The organism is Gordonia amarae NBRC 15530, assembly GCF_000241345.1.
GTDB lineage: Bacteria > Actinomycetota > Actinomycetes > Mycobacteriales > Mycobacteriaceae > Gordonia > Gordonia amarae.
On the sequence record NZ_BAED01000025.1, the window covers coordinates 1 to 22,324 of the forward strand.

Annotated in this window: 23 protein-coding genes; 11 read left to right on the forward strand and 12 right to left on the reverse strand. The window is 67.8% G+C overall.

The features are described from left to right. Nucleotides 1-909 (reverse strand): transglycosylase domain-containing protein (locus GOAMR_RS07635; protein ID WP_040514697.1); only part of this gene is annotated, 909 nt, incomplete at its 3' end. 324 nt (nt 910-1,233) lie between these two features. Here GOAMR_RS07635 and GOAMR_RS07640 point away from each other — a divergent pair. Further along, nucleotides 1,234-1,536: a WhiB family transcriptional regulator gene (locus GOAMR_RS07640; protein ID WP_040514685.1), complete on the forward strand. Its 303-nt coding sequence runs from the start codon at nt 1,234-1,236 to the stop codon at nt 1,534-1,536. Nucleotides 1,537-1,933: 397 nt separating this feature from the next. Here GOAMR_RS07640 and bagB read toward each other — a convergent pair whose 3' ends face one another. Next, complete coding sequence (gene bagB / locus GOAMR_RS07645) at nt 1,934-3,028, reverse strand: ArsA family ATPase (protein WP_005185048.1); 1,095 nt, start codon at nt 3,026-3,028, stop codon at nt 1,934-1,936. Further along, nucleotides 3,029-4,060 carry an ATPase BagA gene (gene bagA / locus GOAMR_RS07650; protein ID WP_005185052.1) on the reverse strand — a complete coding sequence of 344 codons (1,032 nt, stop codon included), beginning with the start codon at nt 4,058-4,060 and terminating at the stop codon, nt 3,029-3,031. 44 nt (nt 4,061-4,104) lie between these two features. Between bagA and sp36 the strand changes: the two genes are divergently transcribed. Together sp36 and GOAMR_RS07655 are read left to right on the forward strand one after the other, a co-directional pair. Beyond that, nucleotides 4,105-4,269 (forward strand): Sp36 family protein, encoded by a 165-nt coding sequence (gene sp36, locus GOAMR_RS24470; protein WP_005185054.1) that lies wholly within the window; start codon nt 4,105-4,107, stop codon nt 4,267-4,269. A 5-nt stretch (nt 4,270-4,274) separates the two neighbouring features. After that, nucleotides 4,275-4,742, forward strand: a complete 468-nt coding sequence (locus tag GOAMR_RS07655) for a RidA family protein (protein WP_005185055.1) — start codon at nt 4,275-4,277, stop codon at nt 4,740-4,742. A 73-nt stretch (nt 4,743-4,815) separates the two neighbouring features. Here GOAMR_RS07655 and GOAMR_RS07660 read toward each other — a convergent pair whose 3' ends face one another. The 4 genes from GOAMR_RS07660 to GOAMR_RS07675 all read right to left on the reverse strand — a co-directional run bounded on the left by GOAMR_RS07660 (nt 4,816) and on the right by GOAMR_RS07675 (nt 8,492). Next, nucleotides 4,816-5,400 (reverse strand): MFS transporter, encoded by a 585-nt coding sequence (locus GOAMR_RS07660; protein ID WP_005185057.1) that lies wholly within the window; start codon nt 5,398-5,400, stop codon nt 4,816-4,818. 55 nt (nt 5,401-5,455) lie between these two features. Beyond that, nucleotides 5,456-6,055, reverse strand: a complete 600-nt coding sequence (locus GOAMR_RS07665) for a TetR/AcrR family transcriptional regulator (protein ID WP_005185060.1) — start codon at nt 6,053-6,055, stop codon at nt 5,456-5,458. Next, nucleotides 6,039-7,394 carry an MFS transporter gene (locus GOAMR_RS07670; RefSeq protein WP_005185063.1) on the reverse strand — a complete coding sequence of 452 codons (1,356 nt, stop codon included), beginning with the start codon at nt 7,392-7,394 and terminating at the stop codon, nt 6,039-6,041. The genes GOAMR_RS07665 and GOAMR_RS07670 overlap by 17 nt, the downstream gene beginning before the upstream one ends. A 105-nt stretch (nt 7,395-7,499) precedes the next feature. Next, nucleotides 7,500-8,492 carry a helix-turn-helix domain-containing protein gene (locus tag GOAMR_RS07675; protein ID WP_005185065.1) on the reverse strand — a complete coding sequence of 331 codons (993 nt, stop codon included), beginning with the start codon at nt 8,490-8,492 and terminating at the stop codon, nt 7,500-7,502. Between the two features lie 72 nt (nt 8,493-8,564). On the opposite strand from GOAMR_RS07675, the gene GOAMR_RS07680 reads away from it, so the two are divergent. The 4 genes from GOAMR_RS07680 to GOAMR_RS07695 all read left to right on the forward strand — a co-directional run bounded on the left by GOAMR_RS07680 (nt 8,565) and on the right by GOAMR_RS07695 (nt 13,337). After that, the gene (locus GOAMR_RS07680; protein ID WP_005185069.1) at nt 8,565-10,358 is read left to right on the forward strand and encodes an FAD-dependent oxidoreductase; all 1,794 of its coding nucleotides are present in this window, start codon (nt 8,565-8,567) and stop codon (nt 10,356-10,358) included. Further along, nucleotides 10,355-11,467: a maleylacetate reductase gene (locus GOAMR_RS07685; RefSeq protein WP_005185071.1), complete on the forward strand. Its 1,113-nt coding sequence runs from the start codon at nt 10,355-10,357 to the stop codon at nt 11,465-11,467. The genes GOAMR_RS07680 and GOAMR_RS07685 overlap by 4 nt, the downstream gene beginning before the upstream one ends. Beyond that, nucleotides 11,464-12,429 (forward strand): hydroxyquinol 1,2-dioxygenase, encoded by a 966-nt coding sequence (locus GOAMR_RS07690; protein ID WP_005185082.1) that lies wholly within the window; start codon nt 11,464-11,466, stop codon nt 12,427-12,429. Before GOAMR_RS07685 ends, GOAMR_RS07690 begins: the two co-directional genes overlap by 4 nt. A gap of 83 nt (nt 12,430-12,512) precedes the next feature. Next, nucleotides 12,513-13,337, forward strand: a complete 825-nt coding sequence (locus GOAMR_RS07695) for an MBL fold metallo-hydrolase (protein WP_005185085.1) — start codon at nt 12,513-12,515, stop codon at nt 13,335-13,337. A gap of 193 nt (nt 13,338-13,530) precedes the next feature. Here GOAMR_RS07695 and GOAMR_RS07700 read toward each other — a convergent pair whose 3' ends face one another. Both GOAMR_RS07700 and GOAMR_RS07705 read right to left on the reverse strand, forming a co-directional pair. Continuing rightward, the gene (locus tag GOAMR_RS07700) at nt 13,531-14,205 is read right to left on the reverse strand and encodes a Crp/Fnr family transcriptional regulator (protein WP_005185087.1); all 675 of its coding nucleotides are present in this window, start codon (nt 14,203-14,205) and stop codon (nt 13,531-13,533) included. A 178-nt stretch (nt 14,206-14,383) separates the two neighbouring features. Next, nucleotides 14,384-14,677, reverse strand: a complete 294-nt coding sequence (locus GOAMR_RS07705; protein WP_050942630.1) for a hypothetical protein — start codon at nt 14,675-14,677, stop codon at nt 14,384-14,386. Nucleotides 14,678-15,032: 355 nt separating this feature from the next. On the opposite strand from GOAMR_RS07705, the gene nth reads away from it, so the two are divergent. From nth to GOAMR_RS07725, 4 genes are all read left to right on the forward strand, one after another. Then, nucleotides 15,033-15,731: an endonuclease III gene (gene nth, locus GOAMR_RS07710; RefSeq protein WP_244427321.1), complete on the forward strand. Its 699-nt coding sequence runs from the start codon at nt 15,033-15,035 to the stop codon at nt 15,729-15,731. After that, nucleotides 15,728-16,483, forward strand: a complete 756-nt coding sequence (locus GOAMR_RS07715; RefSeq protein WP_040514689.1) for a TlpA family protein disulfide reductase — start codon at nt 15,728-15,730, stop codon at nt 16,481-16,483. The genes nth and GOAMR_RS07715 overlap by 4 nt, the downstream gene beginning before the upstream one ends. After that, nucleotides 16,480-17,289: an NUDIX hydrolase gene (locus tag GOAMR_RS07720; protein WP_050942631.1), complete on the forward strand. Its 810-nt coding sequence runs from the start codon at nt 16,480-16,482 to the stop codon at nt 17,287-17,289. The genes GOAMR_RS07715 and GOAMR_RS07720 overlap by 4 nt, the downstream gene beginning before the upstream one ends. Before the next feature lie 66 nt (nt 17,290-17,355). Beyond that, nucleotides 17,356-18,555, forward strand: a complete 1,200-nt coding sequence (locus GOAMR_RS07725) for a MarP family serine protease (RefSeq protein WP_005185098.1) — start codon at nt 17,356-17,358, stop codon at nt 18,553-18,555. Between the two features lie 153 nt (nt 18,556-18,708). On the opposite strand, the gene GOAMR_RS07730 is transcribed toward GOAMR_RS07725, so the two are convergent. The 3 genes from GOAMR_RS07730 to acs all read right to left on the reverse strand — a co-directional run bounded on the left by GOAMR_RS07730 (nt 18,709) and on the right by acs (nt 22,259). Continuing rightward, a complete protein-coding gene (locus tag GOAMR_RS07730) occupies nt 18,709-19,659 on the reverse strand; it encodes an alpha/beta fold hydrolase (protein ID WP_005185100.1) in 951 nt (316 codons plus the stop codon). Nucleotides 19,660-19,661: 2 nt separating this feature from the next. After that, the gene (locus tag GOAMR_RS07735) at nt 19,662-20,225 is read right to left on the reverse strand and encodes a phage holin family protein (protein ID WP_083836887.1); all 564 of its coding nucleotides are present in this window, start codon (nt 20,223-20,225) and stop codon (nt 19,662-19,664) included. 81 nt (nt 20,226-20,306) lie between these two features. Then, the gene (gene acs, locus GOAMR_RS07740) at nt 20,307-22,259 is read right to left on the reverse strand and encodes an acetate--CoA ligase (RefSeq protein WP_005185105.1); all 1,953 of its coding nucleotides are present in this window, start codon (nt 22,257-22,259) and stop codon (nt 20,307-20,309) included. Nucleotides 22,260-22,324 lie beyond the last annotated feature (65 nt).

A 22,324-nucleotide genomic window follows, 5' to 3' on the forward strand; every position in this document is an offset into this window, starting at 1 on the left:
GGCCGCGATGCAGCCCTGCTGCGGGGTGCGCGGCTTGCGCAGCACCCCCAACGGCTCGGCCTGTGCCTTCTCGATCTCCGCCCGCATCTCCGGGAAATTGGTGATCATCGTGTCGAGCACCGTGTTGCGGCGCTCCAACGAACCCTCAGGATTGGTGTACGGGTTCAGCGCCTCGCTCGACTGGACGGTGCCGGCCAGCAGCGCCGACTCGGCCAGCGTCAGATCCTTCGCCTTCTTGCCGAAGTACGTCTGCGCGGCCGCCTCGATGCCGTACGAGTTGTTGCCGAACGGCACCACGTTCAGATACCGGGTGACGATCTGCTTCTTGGCCTCCTGCTTGGCGGCGGCGTCGCTCAGACCCTTCTCCCGCTTGGCCTGATCGCGCAGTGTCTGCTCCATCGTCAGCGCCATCCGCACCTCGCGCAGCTTACGGGCGGGGGTGGTCTCCACCGCCGACTCGCGCTCGGCCTCGGTGCGCGCCAGTACCAGCAGCTGATAGTTCTTGATGTACTGCTGATCCAGCGTCGACGCACCCTGCTGGACCTCACCCGACGACGAGTTCTTCAGCGCGGCGCGGATCGTGCCCTTCCAGTCCACGCCGTCGTGCTCCAGGAACCGGCGGTCCTCGATCGAGATGATCGCGCGGATCATGTTCGGCGAGATGTCGTTGTAGCCGACCTGATAGCGGTACTGGTCGTAGAGGACCGCGAGCGGCTTGCCGTTGACATCGGTCATCGTCGTGACCTCGGGCATCGCCCCGTCGACCAGCTCCGACGACACGTTCTCCACCGCCGACGCCGCCCGGTTGGACACCACTCCCAGCCCGCTCGCCGCGGGGTACAGGAGCCCCGCCACGAGGACTCCCGCCAGGAGGCACGCCCAGGTCAGGGGCCAGAGCTTCTTCAGCAGCAACACCCCGACAGGATACGTGCCGATCACACGACGCCGTCAAACCTCCACACCCGGCGGGCCGTCGGGACGATGAGGACCGACGCGGGACTTCCGGACCTTGCCACCCGTTTGGACGGTGGTGCCAATTTTGTCCGCTCCTGGACTTGCATACGCAATCGCGGAACCCTAGATTAAGGATCGAATGTGACTCACGTAACATTCGATTTCCAGAGTGGCGCAGTACTCGTTGTGATTGCGGCCCGCCGGTGCTCCCACACCGGGCGACCAGGTCACACGCGCACCGCGCAGACGCTGAGACAGGGCGAAGGAAAGGGTCGGCGGATGGCGACAGCGGCGGTTTTCATCGGAGAAGATCGGCAAGTATGGGTTTCCCAGGCCAGATGCCGCGGCGGAGACCCCGACGAACTGTTCGTCCGCGGCGCAGCCCAGCGCAAAGCCGCCACCATCTGCAGACACTGCCCCGTCCAGCTCGAATGCGGAGCCGACGCCCTCGACAATCGCGTCGAATTCGGAGTCTGGGGCGGCATGACCGAACGCCAGCGGCGCGCCCTCCTGCGCCAGCACCCCGAAGTCACCTCCTGGGCCGAATTCTTCGAAGCCCAAAAGCGCCGCCAGGCTGTGTAGGATTGCGCCCGCTCGCTTCGCTCGCGGATCGCGGGTCTTGCGGGCCGGAAGTCGTGTTCTTCCCTCGTCGCACTCGGTCGCAGGCTCCCTCGCGCTCCTCAGTCCAGAACACGACGGCCCTCCAGACCGTGGTGGTTGCGGTAGGTGGGCGCCCGCTCGCAGGCTCGCGGATCGCGGGCCGGCAGGGCCAGGAGTCGTGTTCTTCCCTCCTCGTTCGCGCGGGCTCGCAAGCTCCCCCGGCTCACTCCTCGGTCCAGAACAGGTGTTTCCCGGTGGTTGAGGTGCGAAGAGCCGCCAGGCGATGAGCCTCGAAACCCGGTGAGACGACGTTGTCATGGTGCGGGGTTTCGAGGCTCGTCGCTCACGCTCCTCGCACCTTAACCCGCGGAGGCGAGAGTCACCCCCGGCTGACTATCTGTTCGGCGACCGCCTGTAGGGCGGCCTTGTCGGCGACCTCGAAGGGGAGGGCCGGGACACCGACGATCGGGACGGCCGGATGGGCTGCCGTGAAGCGCTGCAGCAGGTGGAGTTCGCGCTTGGCCGTCGTGGCGCGGTCGGCGTGAATGGTGAGCACCCCGCGGGTCAGCTCGTCGGCAACCCGATCCAGGGCCACCTGCACCGACGAATCGGTGACCGACGTCAGATTCGGATGAGTGCGGTTGAGGATCAGGCCGGCCAGCGGCATCGACTCCTCCGACAACCGGTCGACGAAGAACGCGGCCTCGCGCAGCGCGTCGGCCTCCGCGGCCGCGACCACCACGAACCGGGTGCCGGGCTGCTTGAGCAGCTCATAGGTTTTCAGCGCCCGCTCCTGGAAACCGCCGAACATCGAATCGAGGGACTGCACGAACGTCGCGACGTCGCGCAGCATGTCGCCGCCGATGATCGTCGAGACCCCGCGCATCGCCAGACTCATCGCGCCCGTCACCATCCGGCCCACCCCACGGCCGCCGCCCACCAGCATCTTCATCAGACGACCCGACAGGAACGAACCCAACCGTTTCGGAGCATCCAGGAAATCGAGCGCGTTCCGCGACGGCGGCGTGTCCACGACGATCAGGTCCCAGCGATTCTCCGAGAGCAGCTTGCCCAGCTTCTCCATCGCCATGTACTCCTGCGTCCCCGAGAACGACGACGCCATCGTCTGATAGAAGGAGTTCTCCAGGATCGCCGCCGCCCGCTCCGGCGTCGAATGCTCGATCACCATGTCGTCGAACGTGCGACGCATATCGAGCATCATCGCGTCCAGCGACCCGGCACAGTTGAGCTGCACCGGCTGCGGTTCGTTCGTCAGGGCCGTCATCCCCAGCGACTGCGCGAGCCTGCGCGCCGGATCGATCGTCAGCACCGCCACCCGTCGGCCCTGCTCGGCGGCATACATCGCCATCGCCGCGGCCGTCGTCGTCTTACCGACCCCGCCCGCACCGCAGCAGATCACCACGCGCGTGCCCGGATCCTTCAGGATCGACGCCATCTTCAGGTCGACAGCCATCTACGCACCAGCCTTCCGCAGCATGCCCGCCAACTCGTACACCGCACCCAGGTCGATGCCGTCGCCGATCTCCGGCAGATCCAGGACCGGCAGGTCCACATTGTCCAGTTGCCCGCGCGCTATCTGCTGGGCCTGATGCCTGCGCGCGTAGTCGATGGTCTCCGTCAGCAACCCGGCCACATCCGCGTCCGACGCGTGGAACCCTGCGTCGGCCAGCTGCTCCTTGATACGTCCGGCGTCGATCCGGCCGTCGGCGATGTCATCGACCTCGGCCTCCGGCAACAGTGGCCTGCGCACCCGGTTGACCAGCACCGTCCCGATCGTCAGCTGTTTGCTGTGCAGCTCGTCGATCGCCTCGATGGTCTCCTGGATCGGCATCGCCTCCAACAGCGTCACCAGATGCACCACCGTCTGGTCCGAATGCAGCAGACGCACCACACCCTCGCTCTGGTTGCGGATCGGGCCCGACTTGGCCAGATCGGCCATCGCCTTGGTGACGTCCAGGAACGACCCGATGCGGCCCGTCGGCGGCGAGTCGACCACCACCGCGTCGTACACCGCCTTGCCCTGCTTGTCGACGGCGATGATGCGTTCCTTGATCTTGCCGGTGATGATGACATCGCGCAGACCCGGAGCGACCGTCGTCACGAAGTCGATGGCGCCGATCCGCTTCATCGCCCGGCTCGCGAAACCCAGGTTGTAGAACATGTCCAGGTATTCCAGGAGCGCGTGTTCGATGTCGACGGCCAGCGCCGACACCTCGCCGCCGCCCTCCGCGGTGGCGATGCGGGTGTCGGTGGGCGGCAGCGGCGGAATGTCGAAGAGCTGCGCGATGCCCTGCCGGCCCTCTACCTCCACCAGCAGGACCTTCTTGCCGTCGGCGGCCAGCGCGAGCGCCAGCGCGGCGGCGACCGTCGTCTTACCGGTGCCGCCCTTGCCGGACACGAAATGCAGCCGCGCGCGTGCGGCACTGGCGGGCCAGACGTCGGTCTGCGACGACGCGTCGGGCGTTAGGGGTACCTCATTGACCACACCGATCACCTTAATGGGAAGACCCCGCCGGTTAGGGTAGGTCCATGAGTGAACTCACCGCGTGGGAGTACGTGACCGTGCCCCTGCTGACCCATGCCACCAAACAGATCCTCGATCAGTGGGGCGCCGACGGCTGGGAACTGGTCAGTGTGCTGCCCGGCCCGACCGGCGAACAGCACGTCGCCTACCTCAAGCGACCGAAGGGCTGACCGGAATGAGCTGGTCGCAGCGTCTCACCGAACTCGGGATCACCCTGCCGGCGGTCGTGCCGCCCGTCGCCGCGTACACGCCCGCGGTGCAGACCGGAAACCTCGTCTACACGTCGGGACAACTGCCGATCGTCGACGGCGCACTGCCGCTCACCGGCAAGGTCAGTGAAACCGCCGAAGGCGTGGTGAGTCCCGACGACGCGTACGCCGCCGCCCGCCAGTGCGCGCTTAACGCGCTTGCCGCCGTCGACGCGCTCGTCGGTCTCGACTCGATCGTCCGCGTCGTCAAGGTGGTCGGTTTCGTCGCCTCGGCACCCGGATTCACCGGGCAGCCCCAGGTCATCAACGGAGCCTCCGAGGTGCTCGGCGAGATCTTCGGCGACGCCGGCGTACACGCCCGCTCGGCGGTCGGTGTGGCCGAACTGCCGCTGGCGGCGCCCGTCGAGGTCGAGCTGATCGTCGAGGTCGCCTGACCTTCCCGTCCTGAACCCCACCTATGTCCGGCGGCATCACAATAATTGCGATGCCACCGGACATAGGTGGGGTTCAGGTCAGGAGTGCTGTCGCACTGCGCGGAACCTTCGATCTCCGGGCGAGAAAACCGAGCACGGCGCCGGGAATGGCAACAGCGACAAGCATGACTGCCGTCGGGGAGCCTGCGGGAAGCAAGCCGACGACGACCATTCCGGCAGGCACCGCGGCCGACGACAGGAACTGGTCGACGGAGCTGAGGCGGGCAAGCGGCCGGTGGTCGAGTTCGGTCTGCAGCGTGGTGGTCCAGATGATGCCGCCCAGGGTCACCGCGGTTGGGCCGATCACGAACGCCACGAATAGCGCGACCACGGAAGCCGTTGAGCCGCCTACGATGTAGATCGCCAGGGCGCAGGCCTGCATTGCGATAGCGGCGCCGACCGCGGGTCCGGCGACATTCCAGGAGATGCTCGTCGTCGCGGCAACCAGTGTTCCGGCGAGGCTCCCCACGGCCATGCAGGTGGCCAGGCCGGCCCATGCACCCGTGCCGTGATGTGGCAGAACCGCTGCCGGTGCACCGACGGCCATGGCACCGACCAGCACGGAGGACATCGTCCAGAGCAACAGACCGGTCAGTGCCCAGGGGTTGTCCCGAATCACCGATCTGAACGTCGGTGCCGGATTATCCTCTACCTGCTCGACGTGTGAGTGCGCTTCAGGCGGTGAACAACTCGTCGAGATGCTGGGCGAGTATCGGGGCGACGGTCTGCGGAGTGTAGAGCCCGATGAGGATGCCGGTGCCGATGCCGTGTTCGAGTGCCATCAGCCGGTCTGTCTCCAGCGCGGGGTCGTGGCCGGGGGTCAGTTCGCCGCTCTGCGCTGCCTCGGTGAGGATGCCGAGCAGCCGGTTCCGGTTGATGCGGACCCCGTCAGCCGGCGACCGAAGCGGCGACCGCGTTGTGGCGGCCAGTGCCAAGAAGGCCCGGAAAACCAGGTGAAACTGTCTGCTCGGCGGATCGTCGGGCAGGGCCTCGGCGAGATAGGCCTCGATGAGTGCTCGGGACGTCACGGGCTCGGTGAGGGCGTCGACGCGTTCGCGTAGGCGCTGTTCGCTCGACCTGGCGAGATGGTCCATGGCCGCCGCGATGAGCAGCTCCTTGGTGCCGAAGTAATACTGCACGAGGCGAAGTGATACCCCGGCCGCGTCGGCGACGCCCCGCATGGTCACCTCACCGAGACCGCGGTCTGCTGCCAGCGCGAGCAAACCGTCGATGATCTGGGTGCGTCGGGCGTCGTGATCAACGCGAACGGGCATGGGAATCAACACCTTTCATTCTGATTGCGGTGGCGGTGAGGGCCACCGCAATCATCACCCCGCCGAGTGCGGCGAAGGCCGGGCCGAACTCGTTGTACCCGTGGGTCAGTGGCGTGAGTGCGGCCAATCCCAGTGCTCCACCGAGTTGTTTGGCGGTGTTCAGCAGGCCCGATGCGGCACCGGCATCGGATTCGTCGACCCCGGACGTCGCGACGATGCTCAGCGGTGTGTTGAGCAGCCCACCGCCGATCCCGATGATGACCGACGGTCCCAGGATCGACGCCACGAATCCGGTGGGCGAGGCGCATGCGGGCCAGAACAGCCCGGCGGCGGTGATCGCGGCACCCGCGCCGATCACCGTGAACGGGGCCAGGTGCCGCAGCAGTGCCGGGGCAGCCCACACACCGACGAGCGCGGTCACCACGGTCAGCGGCACAAACCCCAGACCGGCCTGCGCCGGCGACAGGCCCAGCGAACCTTGCATGACATAGGTGAGGAACAACCAGATCGGCGCCTGGAAGCAGGCACCGACCGCCAGTACCAGCAGATTCCCGCGCACCAGAGACGCGTTGTGCCAGAGGTGCCGGGGGAGCAACGGTGACGGCGACGCGCGTTGGTACAGGATCGTCACACCCAGCAGCACTACGGCAGCAACGACGGCCGACACCGCCGACGCCGATGCCGCGGACGCCGAACTTACGGCATACGTGAGGACGAGCAGCGTCGCGGTGATCAACACGGCGCCGGCTGCGTCTGGCCGCGCCGGAGCGTGTCGGTGACCGGACGGCAGCGCCCGCGCGGCCACGATCACCGCCGCGCCACACGGGAGATTGATGAGCAGGACTGCGCGCCACGAGACCGCGTCGGTCAGCAGGCCGCCGACGATCGTGCCCGCGCCGCCGCCGACGAGGCTGACCGCGGTCCAGACGGCGATCGCGCGCGTCCGAAGGGAACCCTCGGGGTAGGTCGTTGTGATGGCGGTGAGGGTGGCGGGGGACGCGATCGCGGCACCCATGCCCTGCACAGCGCGGGCGGCGATGAGTATCGCGGCCGAATCGGCGAGGCCTCCGACCATGCTCGCGGCGGTGAACAGCAGCAATCCCGCGATGAACACCCGTCGCACGCCCCAGAGGTCGGCGAGCCTGCCGCCGACGAGGAGTCCGCCCGCGAAGGTGAGCGCGTAGCCGGTCACGACCCACTGCACGGTGCCGTCGGCCATCGCCAGGCCGGACTGGATGTCGGGTAGGGCGACATTCACCACGGACACGTCGAGGACCAGCATGAACTGGCCTGCCGAGGCCACTGCGAGCGGCGTCCACGGTGGTGTCGTCCGGATCATCTGTCGCGTGTCTCCTCCATTTGTTGATACAAATGTATCAAAAGACAGGGTCAGTGACACCGCCGACGGGGTGGCCGGCCGTCCCTGGTGACGCCGTCGCCGCGTTTACATCGTCAGTGCCGGTTGCCATCTCATGGCGTCCCGGGCCGTCACCCCGAAACGGCGTTTGAACACCGTCGAGAAATATGTTGTCGACGTGAAACCGCACCGCGCGGCGACGTCGGTGGCCCGCACGCCGGTGGTCGTCCCGGTCAACATGCCGTATGCCAGGTCGAGGCGCCGGGCGAGGACGTGGCGGGGTACCGACGTGCCGGCCTCGGCGAGGATCCGCGACAGTTGCCGTTCGGAGATCCCCACGGCCGCTGCGACGTCCGTCGCGGACAGCGTCGGGTCCGTCAGGTGATCGGCGATGAAAGACCGTGCGGCGGCGCGGTATGCGATCGACGAACGGACCCGGCCGTCGCCGGCGAGTACCGCGACCAGTTCGATCGCCGCCTGTTCGTCGGCAGGGACCGGAACGGGTGAGGCCACAGCCTGTCCGGCAAGTCGCACAAGGGCTTTCGCATGGGCTGCGGTGGCGGTGTCCACCACGACCGGCGTGACCTCGGCCGCACCGGTCAGCTCCGTCAGCACCGTGCGGGGAACCTTCACCACCAATTCCTGCACGCCGCGCCCGAAATGCCGGAAAAACGGTGTGTCGACGTCGCAGATCAGCATCTGACCCGGCCGCATCACGGTCCGGACGCCGCCGTGTTCTACCTGCACCTCACCACGCAGTGCGGCATAGGCGGCGATCGCGTCACCGGGCCGATCGTCGACCATCGGACGGTCGCGGTGCACCCTGTGCGCGGTTCCGGTCACATGCGCGAGATGCACCTGATCGAGCTGCAGGTTCACCTCGCGGGCCCGGAATGTCTGCGCCGCGGGGACCGTGCACGACAGTTCGATCAGCGTGGCCGCGTTGTACTCCTCCCAGGGCCGGACCGCGCCGGCATCGCCTCCCGGAACCTCGAAACCCTGCGTGCGGCGCAGGATCGGCGGTGGTGTGCCGTCGCGGCGCGGCCCGTCGCCTGCTCCCGACATTCTCATTTCCGCCATCTGCTGTCCGCTCTCTTCGTCCACCAGGTGTGACCGGTGACACTGAATCTGTTCTAGCAGAAAGGTGAACTCATGCCGGTATTCAATGACGGGATCGTCGAGACGGAAATCCCCGGTGGCGAACTGGTGGAAACCGACGTTCTGATCGTCGGTTCGGGCCCGGCCGGGGCGTCGGCCGCGCTGTTCCTGTCCAGACTCGGTGTCCGCAACATCATGATCACGAAATACCGGTGGACCGCCAATACGCCGCGGGCGCACATCACCAATCAGCGGGCGATGGAGATCTTCCGCGACATGGGTATCGAGGATCAGGTGCTGGCCGACGCCACCGAGCACGACCTGATCGGCGACACCGTCTTCTGTACGTCGATCGCGGGTGAGGAGATCGGGCGCATCCACACCTGGGGCACCAGACCCGACCGGGAGGCCGACTACCGGCTGGCGTCGCCGTGTCTGGTCGTGGACATCCCGCAGACCTATCTGGAGCCGATCCTGGTGCGCAACGCGACGGTCGCCGGCACCCAGACCCGGTTCTCCACCGAGTACTGCGGCCACACCCAGGACGATCAGGGTGTGGTGGTGCAGGTGCGGGACCGGCTCACCGGCTACGAATACCGGATCCGGGCCAAGTACCTGATCGGGGCCGACGGTGCCCGCTCGAATGTGGCCGCCGACATCGATCTGCCCTACGAAGGCCAGATGGATATCGCCGGATCGATGAACATCACGTTCAAGGCCGACATCTCCGCACTTGTCGACCACCGCCCGAGTGTTCTGTACTGGGTGATCCAGCCCGGCTCCAACGTCGGCGGCATCGGCACCGGGCTGGTGCGGATGGTCCGGCCGTGGGACGAATGGCTGATCGTCTGGGGTTATGACATCAACGGTCCCGCACCGGAACTCGACGACGAGATGGCGGTCGGCATCATCCGTGATCTGCTCGGTATGCCCGAGCTGGAACCGGAGATCACCGGCTACAGCCTGTGGGGTGTCAACGAAATGTACGCCACCACGCTGCAGCGCGGCCGGGTGTTCTGTGTCGGTGACGCGATCCACCGTCACCCACCGTCAAATGGCTTGGGCTCCAACACCTCTGTTCAGGATTCGTACAACCTGGCGTGGAAACTGGCCGCCGTGCTGCAGGGTTACGCCGCCGAGTCGCTGCTGGATACCTATACCGCCGAACGGGCGCCGGTGGCCGAACGGATCGTGACCCGTGCCAACAGGTCCGCACGCGAGTTCGGCGACATCTTCGAGGCCCTGGGAGTTGTCGGACTCGACGGCGCGCAGATGGCCGCCGCCCTCGAGGAGCGTAAGGCCGACACACCCGCCGGTGCCGCCAAGAGAGCGCAGCTGGTCCACGCCATGGAGACGAAGAATTACGAATTCAACGCTCACGGAGTCGAATTGGGGCAATTCTATGAATCCGCCGCCATCGTCTCCGACGGCACCCGGCCGGTTCCCGAGCCCGGCAAACAGGACCCGGACCTGTACTACGCGGTGTCGACGTCACCCGGTGCTCATCTGCCACACGCCTGGGTCGGCGACAACACCACCCGGCTGGCGATGATGGATCTGGCCCCGTACACGCGCTGGACCCTGTTCACCGGTATCTCCGGGGGCGGGTGGTCCGACGCGGCCGGCACCGTCGCCCGCGAACTCGGGGTTCCGCTGGACACCGTCGTGATCGGACCGGGCCAGGCGGTGACCGACCTGTACTACGACTGGGCGCGGCAGCGTGAGGTCGAGGAATCGGGTGCGGTCCTGGTCCGGCCCGACAAGCACATCGCCTGGCGGGCAATGAGTGTGCCCGACGACCCGACAGCGGCGCTGCGGACCGCGCTCACCACGGTGCTCGGCCGATGACGTGGGCATTCCGGCACCGGACACTGCCGCAGCGGGTGACCTTCGCGGCGGAGGCGATGCCCGAGGCGGTGGCCGCCGAAGCCGAAGAACTCGGGGCGTCGCGGGTGATGCTGATCGCCTCGGACCGGGAGAGCGCGCAGGCCGACAGGATCGCCGAACAGGTACCCGTCGTGTTGCGCCACGACGAAGTGGTGATGCACGTACCGGTCGACGTGGCCGGACGTGCCCGTGCGGCCGCCGCCGGATCGGGTGCCGACATGCTGGTCAGCATCGGCGGGGGTTCGGCCACCGGGCTGGCCAAGGCCGTCGCGCGGGACACCGGACTGCCGATCGTCGCGGTGCCGACGACGTACTCGGGCAGCGAGGCGACCAACGTGTGGGGGCTCACCGACAACGGCATCAAGACCACCGGCGTCGACGACAGGGTGCTGCCGGCGGCGGTCGTCTACGACGCCACCCTCCTGACCTCCCTGCCCCGGGAGCTGACGGTGGCCAGCGCGCTGAACGCGTTGGCGCACTGCGTGGATTCGATGTGGGGTCCCCGCACGGATCCGATCGACCAGGCGCTGGCGCAGGAAGGGATCCGGGCGCTGGCCGCCGGGCTGACCGGCTTCGCCGACGCGGTCGGCGACGAACGTCTTGCAGGCATCGAACAGACCCTGTACGGCGCCTATCTGGCCGCGGTGAGCTTCGCCTCGGCCGGATCGGGCATGCATCACAAGATCTGCCACGTCCTCGGCGGCATGTTCGGCCTGCCGCACGCGCAGACCCATGCGGTGGTGCTGCCGTATGTGCTGGCGTTCAACGCCCCCAACGCCCCCGGGGCGGAACGCCGCATCGCGCAGGCATTCGGGTCGGCCACCGCCGGCGCCGGGCTCAGCGCCTTGCGGCACACGCTCGACGCCCCGGTGGCGTTGAAGGACTACGGCATGCCCGAGGCCGGCATCGCCGAGGCCGTCACGCCGATCATGGCGGCGATACCGGCCGGCAACCCGACACCCGTCACCACCGATTCGCTCACCGCACTGTTGCGGGCGGCGTGGTCGGGGGACGATCCCGACGCCGTCCGGGCCGGCCACGACAACCAGACAGGATCTCAACAACAATGAGCGAGAACAAGATCGACATCCGGCTCGCCGACGCCGAAAGCCGGCACGAGACACCCCATCCGGCGCTCTCGGCCGCGCAGGTGGCCGCGGAGGACGATGTGCTGGACCGGGTGGTGCACTCGTTCGACCAGTGCACCGACCCGCGGCTCGCACAGGTGATGCTGGCGCTGGTGCGGCACCTGCATTCGTTCCTGCGTGAGGTGCGGCTCACCGAGGACGAATGGGCCAGGGCCATCGAGTTTCTCACCGCCGTCGGGCATATCACCGACGACAGGCGTCAGGAATTCATTCTGCTGTCGGACACCCTCGGCGCATCCATGCAGACCATCGCCATCAACAACGAGGCGTACCGGGACGCCACCGAGGCCACCGTTTTCGGCCCGTTCTTCGTCGAGGACGCACCCCGGATCGAACGCGGCGGCGACATGTCCTTCGGTGCGTCCGGGCAGCCGTGCTGGGTGGAGGGCACCGTCACCGACACCGACGGGACGCCGTTGCCCGGTGCGCGTATCGAGGTGTGGGAGGCCGACGACGACGGCCTGTATGACGTCCAGTACACCGACGGCCGGGTGGCCGCCCGCGCGCACCTGTTCACCGACGACGACGGGAGTTACCGCTTCTGGGGGCTGACCCCGACGCCGTACCCCATCCCGTACGACGGGCCGGTCGGCGCGATGCTGCAGGCCGTGGGCCGCTCCCCGTACCGCGCCTCGCATCTGCACTTCATGGTGACCGCGCCAGGGTGCCGCAGGCTCGTCACCCACATCTTCGTGCGCGGCGACGAGCTACTCGACAGGGACAGTGTTTTCGGGGTCAAGGAGTCGCTGATCAAGGACTTTGCCGAGCAGCCCGCGGGAACGGCCACCCCCGACGGCCGGGCGATCGACGGCCCGTGGACGAGAGCCCGTTTCGACATCGTCCTGGCCCCGGCCGCGACCGATTCCGCTACCGCCGATGCGTGAGCGCCGGTCTCCGGGCCGGGATGGAACAACGCACGGAACCGGGGACTGAAGAAGAGGATGCCGGGCGGCGTAGTGTGCGAAAGATGACCGAAGATGTTCGTGACGGGGCCCCCGCCCACCCCGCGTATGGCGTGCTGCGGCCGGTGACGCCGTTCGCGTCGGTGCTGCTGTGCAACAACCCCGGCATGATGGAGCTCGACGGCACCAACACGTACGTGTTGCGGGCCCCGGGCCATCCCGAATGCGTGATCGTCGACCCCGGTCCGCCGCGGCACGGCAAACACGTCAAGCGGATCGCCGAGCAGCCCGGCATCGTGCTCACCCTGATCACCCACCGGCACCACGATCATGTCGGCGCCATCCCGAAACTGTACAAACGCACCAAGGTGCCCACGCGGGCGCGGCTCGACGAACACTGCCGCGACGCGCCGCCGCTACGCGACCGGGAGGTCATCGAGGCCGCCGGGCTGAAGATCACCGTACTGTTCACCCCCGGGCATTCCGGGGACTCGGTGAGTTTCCTCGTCGAACACGGCGACGACCGGGCGATGCTCACCGGTGACACCATCCTCGGCAGCGGCACCACCGTCCTCGACCCCACCGACGGCGGTCTGCGCGACTACATGAACTCGCTCAACCGGCTCATCGTCGAGGGGGAGCAGTGCCACCTGCTGCCGGCACACGGACCCGACCACCCGGCGCTCATCCCCGTGGCCCGGTTCTACAAGGCGCACCGGGAGGAACGGATCGACCAGATCGTCGCCGCGCTCGATGCGATGGGCAAGTCGCCTCACGAGGCGAAACCGATGAAGGTGGTCAAGCGGGTGTATGCCGACGTAGACAAGAAGCTGTGGCCGGCGGCGAAGATGTCGGTGAAGACGCAGTTGGAGTATCTGCGGGACGTGTGAGGGTGCGGTTTTTGGCGGTGGTGGCGTTATGCGCGTCCCTCGCCGGACCCAACGCGTCCCTCGCTCCTTCGTCGCTTCGGCCTCAGGGATCAAGATGATTGGTCACTTCGGCCTCAGGGATCAAGATGGTTGGCGGAACGGAACGATGCCCGTCACCGTGAGGTGACGGGCATCGTCGTAAAGCTGTGAACCGCTAGCGGGCGCGGCGGGCCAGCCGCTCCGAATCGGCGATCAGCACGCTCTTGCCTTCCAGCCGCAGCCAACCGCGCTGGGCGAAATCGGCCAGGGCCTTGTTGACGGTTTCGCGGGAGGCGCCGACCAGCTGGGCGATCTCCTCCTGCGTGAGGTCGTGGGTCACGCGCAGCGCGCCCGCCTCCTGGGTGCCGAAGCGCTGCGCGAGCTGCAGCAGCTGCTTGGCCACACGGCCGGGAACGTCGGTGAAGATCAAGTCGGCCAGGTTGTTGTTGGTGCGGCGCAGGCGTCGGGCCAGCACGCGCAGCAGCTGTTCGGCGATCTCCGGGCGGTCCTGGATCCACTTGCGCAGGGCGTCGCGGTCCATCGACACCGCACGCACCTCGGTGACCGTGGTGGCCGACGACGTGCGCGGACCCGGGTCAAAGATGGACAGCTCGCCGAACATGTCCGACGGTCCCATGATGGTCAGCAGGTTCTCACGACCGTCCGCCGACCGGCGGCCGACCTTCACCTTGCCCGACAGGATGATGTACAGGCGGTCACCCGGCTCACCCTCGTGGAAAATCACATGTCCACGCGGAAAATCGACCGGTTGAAGTTCTTTGGTGAGCGCCGCGACGGCGGAGGGCTCGACCCCCTGAAAAATGCCCGCCCGCGCCAGTACTTCCTCCACTAGGAACCTTTCTCGTTCAATCACCCAACTCAAGGTGACAGGCTACTCCGGCACCCAGCATAAGTGTTGAATGGGTCACTTGTGCGTCAATGTGGTGTTCGGGTCTCGATAACATGTGTTGCGGTAACAATTCGGCCCACCCCGATCAGCATCGGAGTGGGCCGGAAGTCTTGGCCGGTCAGCTCGCCCGGAAGCGTGCCCCCTGGAGATCGACCTCGCCGGATTCGGTGAGGAGGCCGGATTCGGTGAGGAGATCGTCGCGTCCGGCGCGGCGGTCCCGGAGTTCGTCGAGCGCGGCCGGCAGCCCGGTCTTGGCGAGATTGTTGACGTCCTGGTCGTCGGCGTCGGCCAGGAACTCATCGACGTGTGCCGCAGACACCGACAGCCTGTCGATGCGGCACTGCACCCTGTCCATCGCGACGGCGAACAGCATGAGTACGGCGGGGACGAGCAACGCGGCGAGCCCTTGCATACGGACAGTAAACACAATCGCCCCCTCGAGGGCGAAACCCAGAGCCGTGCTGTCACCGACTTGTTATCAACCGCATGGACGACACGCCAGAACGCACCGCGCACCGATCTCGGACGATGACGCGCGAGATCATCGCGCAGATCACGGACGCCGGCCGAAGTGAATCGCGCCATGTCTGTCCCCGGCCGGCCCGACCCGGACAGACGTGGCGGACACCCGGGGACTCTCTCAGCCACCAGGCACTAGTCTGAATCCGGTGAGCCCTCGAACCACACCGGCGACGTCGTCGGGGTCCGTGCGGTCGGCAACCCGCCGCGACGAGACCCGGCTCGGTCTGGTGCGCCGGGCCCGGCGGATGAATCGCACCCTCAAGGTCGCGTTCCCGCATGTCTACTGCGAACTCGACTTCACCACCCCGCTCGAACTGTCGGTGGCCACCATCTTGTCGGCGCAGTGCACCGACGTGCGCGTCAACCAGGTCACCCCGGCACTGTTCGCGCGGTACCCCGACGCCCGCGCCTACGCCGAAGCCGACCGCACCGAACTCGAGGAGCTGATCCGGTCCACCGGCTTCTACCGGAACAAGGCCAACTCGATCATCGGGCTCGGTCAGGCGCTGGTCAGCAGGTTCGACGGCGAGGTGCCGGGCAGGCTGGAGGACCTGGTGACGCTGCCCGGGTTCGGGCGCAAGACCGCCAACGTGGTGCTCGGCAACGCATTCGGTGTTCCCGGGATCACCGTCGACACCCACTTCGGGCGGCTCGTCCGCAGATGGCGGTGGACCGAGGAAACCGACCCGGTGAAGGTGGAACGGGCCGTCGGCGAACTCATCGAACGCAAGGAGTGGACAGACCTGTCGCACCGGATCATCTTCCACGGCCGCCGGGTCTGCCACGCCCGCAAGCCCGCGTGCGGCGTGTGCATCCTCGCCAAGGACTGCCCCTCGTACGGGGACGGGCCCGTCGACAAGCTCGCGGCCGCCGCGCTGGTGAAGGGTCCCGAGACCCCGCATCTGCTCGCGCTGGCAGGGATCGGTGACGCGGTTACCGAATGATGAGCACGGACGAACCGCGCGACACAGCAGCACAGAGCACACCGGACTCGCGGGACGGGACGACGCCGACCCGCACGTCGCGACCGTCGCGCTTCCCACCCGCGGCCAGATGGACGATCGTGTTCGTCGTCGTCATGGTCGCGCTGGTGGTGGCCATCTGGCCGCGCGGTGACGACGACCGGGTGATCTCCGGAGACACCACGACCACGGTCGGCACCCAGACCAGCGTCCCCGTCGACGCCGGTGAGCTCGCCGGGGCCCGGACCGAGGCCGCCCTCGCCGACTGTCCGGCACCCACCGCGGCGCCCGGCACCCACGCCGCGCTCGCCGGGATCGTCGCCGAATGCCTCGGGACCGGCAGGCCGTACAACCTCGGCGAAGGCACCGCCGGCACCCCGCTGCTGATCAACATGTGGGCCACCTGGTGCTATCCGTGCCGGCAGGAACTGCCGATCCTGTCCCGGTACGCCGCCCGCGCGGGCAGCAAGGTCAACGTGCTCACCGTGCACGCCAAGGAGGGGGCCGGCAATCCGTACCTGGTGCTGAAGTTCCTCAGCGAACTCGGCGTGCGGCTCCCGGCCACCCTCGATACCAACGGCAAGATCGCGGCCGCCCTGCGTGCCCCGCGGGTGTTCCCGTCGACCGTCCTGGTGCGCGCCGACGGTACTGTCGCCAAGGTCCTGCCGCAGGTCTTCCACAACACCGACGACATCGCCGGTGCCGTACGCACGCACCTGGGGGTGGACACGTGAGCACAACTCCTGCCGACGGTGATCAAAGCCACGGACCTCTGGTCCCGCAGGAGCAGATACCGCCCTGGCTGCACACCCTCACCGACGACGTCTCGGCCGTCACCGCTCGAGTCCTCGGCCGCGGCGGCGACCGGACGCGCTGGATGTCGATGATCCAGCGCAACAAACGCACCGCCGCGGTGCTCATCCTGTTCGCCGGCTCGTGGGACGCCGATCCCACCGCGCACGGCGGGCTGCCCGGCGACGTCGACGTGCTGCTCACCCAGCGCGCACCCACCCTGCGCCAGCACAGCGGTCAGGTGGCCTTCCCCGGCGGCAGCTTCGACCCGGGCGACGAGTTCCCCGTCGGCACCGCGCTGCGCGAGGCCAACGAGGAAACCGGGCTCGTCGCCGACGGCGTCGACATCCTCGCCAACCTGATGCCGTTCCCGGTTCCCGCCTCCGGATTCGAGGTCACCCCGGTGATCGGGCACTGGCGTGAACCCGGACCCGTCGGGGTCGTCGACACCGGCGAGACCGCCCGCGTCAGCCGCGTCAACATGCGGGAACTGCTGCACCCCGACAACCGTTTCCAGGTACAACGGTCCGTCCTGGGAGGCAGTGTGTACAAGGGTCCGGCGTTCTTCGTCGACGGCATGCTGGTGTGGGGATTCACCGGCGGCCTGATCGCCGCGATCGCCGAGGTGTCCGGGTGGGAGGTCCCCTGGGACAAGGACGACGTGCGGCCCCTCGACGAGGCGATCGCCCTCGCCGACCTCCCACAGTCGAGCTGGGTCAATCCGGTCGGCGAGGACCACGGTCGATGACGGGCGCAGGATCATGACGGGGGCGGGGAGTAAGACGGGGGCGGGGAGTAAGACGGGGGCAGGGACATGACGGACTCGGTGTGGGTCGACCTCATTGTCGTCGGTGTCGCGATCCTCGTCGGCATCAGCGGCTACCGGCAGGGCGCCATCGCGTCCGCGCTGGCATTCATCGGTGTGCTCACCGGTGCCGTCGCCGGGATCCTGCTCGCCCCCAAACTGATGGAACAGGTCGACTCTCGGGAGACACGCCTGTTCATCGGCATCGCGCTGCTGGTGGTGCTCGTCATCTCCGGCCAGGTCGCCGGCCTGGTGCTGGGCCGCGCCGCCCGCGGCGGCATGCGTTCGCAGGCCGCGCGCGTCGTCGACAGTGTCGTCGGGGTTGTCCTGCAGGTGGTCGCGGTGATCATCGCCGCCTGGCTGCTGGCCATCCCCGTCTCCAACTCCGGCCCGCCCAAGGTGGCCGGCGCGGTCCGCGACTCGTCGGTGCTCGGCGTCGTCGACGACCTCGCACCCCAATGGCTGCGCAACCTGCCCAACGACTTCAGCGCACTCCTCGACAACTCCGGCCTGCCCGAGGTCATCGGGCCGTTCGGGCGCGCACCCGTCACCAGCGTCGCGCCGCCCGACGACACGCTCGCCCAGACGCGGGTCGTGAGCCGGGTACGGCCGAGCGTCGTCAAGATCGTCGGCGTCGCACCGAGCTGCAGGCAGGAACTCGAAGGCAGCGGATTCGTCGTCTCCCCCGAACGGGTCATGACCAACGCGCACGTCGTCGCCGGCACCCGGCGGCTCACCGTCGAAGCCGAATCCGGGGAGCAGCTCACCGCCCGCGTCGTCCTGTTCGACTACAACAACGACGTCGCCGTCCTCGACGTCCCCGGCCTCACCGCCCCCGCCCTCGACTTCGCCGGCAAGCAGGCGAGCACTGGCGACGACGCGGTCTCCCTCGGCTTCCCCGGCGGTGGCCCGTTCACCGCCACCGCGGTCCGGGTGCGCAACGTGATCCGCCTGTCCGGACCCAATATCTACGGCTCACAGCAGGTGCGCCGCGAGGTGTACACCGTGCGCGGGCAGATCCGGCAGGGCAACTCCGGGGGGCCGCTGATCAACAGCAAGGGCGAAGTGCTCGGCGTGGTGTTCGGCGCCTCCCAGGACCCCGCCGACGAAACGGGTTTCGTGCTCACCGCCGAGCAGGTGAGCACGGACCTGCAAACCTCGGCCAACAGGTCGGCGAGAGTGAGCACGCACTCGTGCATCGGCGACTGATCCCGATCGCCGACCGACGAGCCACCTCCGCCGGTTGAGGTGTGAGGAGCGTAAGCGACGAGCCTCGAAACCCCGTGAGCCGACACATGTCATCTCGCGTGATTTCGAGGCTCGCAGGCTCGCACCTCAACCGGCGGGATGGCAGGGAAAGGATCAGCTCTTGATGAAGTCCAGCAGGTGGCGGGTGACCGCTTCGGGTTGTTCCTGGTGGGCGAAATGGCCGCTGCCGGGGATCTCGGCGTAGGTGAAGTGTGCCGCGTAGCGGCCGGAGCGGCTGAGCGGGCGTTCGAAGATGTACGGGTCATCGGCGCCACGCAGCGCCAGGACCGGCACCGACAGCCTGCGGTCCATGAGTTTCATGAATTTGGCGCCGTCGGGGCGGAACTGGGAACGGAAGGCCCAGCGCCGGTACTCCAGGCTGGAGTGCGCGACGTACGGGATCTGCATCGCCGACCTGTTGTGGGTGACGGTGTCGGCGAAGTCGGTGGTCCGCTGCCACTGCGGTGACGACAGGTGCCGGAAGTAGTGGTCGACGAACCGCGCGTCGTGGCCGGTGAGCCGGCGTTCACCGAGCCTCGGCAGCTGGTTGTGCAGGAAGCCGGACAGGAACGCCTTGCGCTGCACCCGGTGCAGCAGCACGTCCCGGCGCAGCGATCGCGGATGTGGGGAGGCGACGACGGCGATCCGGTCGACGACCCGCGGATGCAGGGTGGCCGTCGCCCAGCACACGAGACCCCCGTCGGCATTGCCGACGAGGGTGGCGGTGCGATGGCCGAGGGACCGGACCAGGCCGTTGGTGTCGCCGGCGAGGGTCCAGCCGTCGTAGCCGCGGGGCGGTTTGTCGCTGTCCCCGTAACCGCGCAGGTCGACGGCGACCGCACGGTAACCGGTGTCGGTGAGAGCCTGGAGCTGATGCCGCCAGCCCCACCAGAACTCGGTGTATCCGTGCAGCAGCAGAACGAGCTGCCTGTCGGGTGACCCCGTGGGGTCGCATTCGACGGCGTGAAACTTCAGCCCGTTGGCACGCACATCGAAGTGATGCCACTCGATGTCATGCCAGGGGCCGGGAAACCGGACGCTCGAGGGATCCGGCGCAGCGGCCAACGTCAGCGCCGCGGGTCGTGCGCCGGCGGTATCGGCGGGTACCCGGCCCGGGCGTCGACCGCGGGGGGTGCGTCGTTTCCGGGAATGCCGCGCGGCAGCACGGTCTGTACCTCTTTGACGGACTCGATGGTCTTCTGCGGCCCGCGGACCTTCCGGAAGATGATGTAGCCGACGACGCCCGCGATGATCGTGACGGTCAGCAGGATGAGGAACACGATCAGCCACGCCAGCCACGCCGGCAGCCATACGTCGAGCAGTACGGCGAGAAAGAAGAAGAAGAACAGGCTGGTGTACAGGGCCATCACACCGGCGACGGCGAACAGGCCGGTACCGGCGCCCGCCTTCTTACCCGCATCCACCAGCTCGGCCTTGGCCAGCGCGACCTCGGCGCGGAACAACGTCGACACGCTGGCGGTGGCGTCCTTGACCAGATTCCCGATGCTGGGTTCGCCGTCCTTGCCGACGTTCGCATCCCGCAGCGGGATCGACGGGACACTCTGGTTGCCGGGGGGCACGGGTCGGCTCACTACATCCTCCGTAGATCGGGTATGGGCATATGTTGCCATGCTTTGCCCGCAATACCACGACGCAGCGCCACCGGGATTTCTCGCCGGTGGCGCTGCGTCGGGATCATGCGGGCGGGATCATCAGGCCTTGCGGGTGCGGATCGCCTCGAAAACGGACGGATCGACCAGTGTGGAGGTGTCACCGAGTTCGCGGCCCTCGGCCACGTCCTTGAGCAGGCGGCGCATGATCTTGCCCGAGCGGGTCTTGGGCAGTTCGGGCACCACGTTGATCTCGCGCGGCTTGGCGATCGGGGAGATCTCGATCGACACCTGCTGGCGCAGCTCGGCGATCAGCTGTTCGCCGGTGTTCTCCACCCCTTCGCGCAGGATGACGAACGCGACGATGCCCTGGCCGGTGGTTTCGTCGGCGGCACCGATGACCGCTGCCTCGGCGACCCCCGAATGCCCGACCAGCGCCGACTCGACCTCGGAGGTGGAGATGCGGTGCCCGGACACGTTCATCACGTCGTCGACGCGGCCGAGCACCCAGAGGGCGTGGTCGTCGTCGTAGCGGGCACCGTCACCGGCGAAGTACCAGCCCTGCTCGGCGAAGCGTGACCAGTAGGTCTCCTTGAAGCGGACCGGGTCGCCCCAGATGCCGCGCAGCATCGCCGGCCACGGCTTGTCGAGCACCAGGTAGCCCTGCTCGCCGGCACTGACCGGGTTGCCGTTGTCGTCGACGATGTTGGCGCTGATACCGGGCAGCGGCGCCATCGCCGAACCCGGCTTGGTGGCGGTGACGCCGGGCAGCGGGGAGATCATGATGCCGCCGGTCTCGGTCTGCCACCAGGTGTCGACGATCGGGGCCTTACCGGCGCCGATGACCTCCCGGAACCACCTCCAGGCCTCCGGGTTGATCGGTTCGCCGACGCTGCCGAGCAGGCGCACGCTGGACAGGTCGTGGGCGTCGGGGATCTCCCGGCCCCACTTCATGAAGGTGCGGATGAGGGTGGGCGCGATGTAGTAGATGGTCACGCCGTACTTCTCGATGACCTCGAAGTGCCGGTGCTCGTTGGGGGAGTTGGGGGTGCCCTCGTAGACGATCTCGGTGGCACCGTTCGACAGCGGCCCGTACACGAGGTAGGTGTGGCCGGTGACCCAGCCGATGTCGGCGCCGCACCAGAAGACGTCGCGGCCTTCCTTGTGGTCGAACACGTAGTGGAAGGTGTAGCTGGCCTGCGTCAGGTAGCCGCCCGAGGTGTGCACGATGCCCTTCGGCTTGCCCGTGGTGCCCGAGGTGTACAGCAGGAACAGGGGATGCTCGGAGTCGAAGGCCTCCGGCTCATGGGTGTCGGACTGCTCGTCGACGGTGTCCTCCCACCACACGTCGCGCCCCTGCACCCAGTTCAGGTCGGGGTCGTGGTTGGTGCGGCGCACCACGAGCACCTTTTCGACGGATGCGGCGGCGTCGTCACCGGTGCCGAGGGCCTCGTCGACGGCCTCCTTCAGCGGGGCGGGCTTGCCGCGGCGGTACTGGCCGTCGGTGGTGATGACGAGCTTGGCCTCGGCGTCGTCGACGCGGGAGCGCAGCGCACCGGCGGAGAAACCGGCGAACACCACCGAGTGGGTCAGGCCCAGGCGGGCGCACGCCAGCATCGAGATGAGGGCCTCGGGGACCATCGGCATGTAGATGGCGACGCGGTCGCCGGCGACCAGGCCGATGGAGGAGAAATAGTTGGCGGCCTTGGACACCTCGGCCTGCAGCTGCGCGTAGGTGATGTCGCGGCTGTCGCCGGGCTCACCCACCCAGTGGATGGCCACCCGGTCGCCCTTGCCCGCGGCGACGTGCCGGTCGACGCAGTTGTAGGCGACGTTCAGTTTGCCGCCGACAAACCAGTTGGCGACGGGGGCGTTGCTCCAGTCGAGGACATCACCGAAGTCGGTCGCCCAGTCGAGACGACGGGCCTGCTCGGCCCAGAACTCGAGCCGGTCCGCCTCGGCCCGGTCGTAGAGTTCGGCGCCCGCGTTGGCCTGGGCGGCGAACTCCTCCGACGGCGGGAAGCTCTCGACGGGGTGGGCGGAGGTGGAAGTCATCTTTTCCAGGCCTTTCTCTTCGGTGAGTCTCTACCGGGCTAGTCTTTCGGACCGCAAACTTTTAG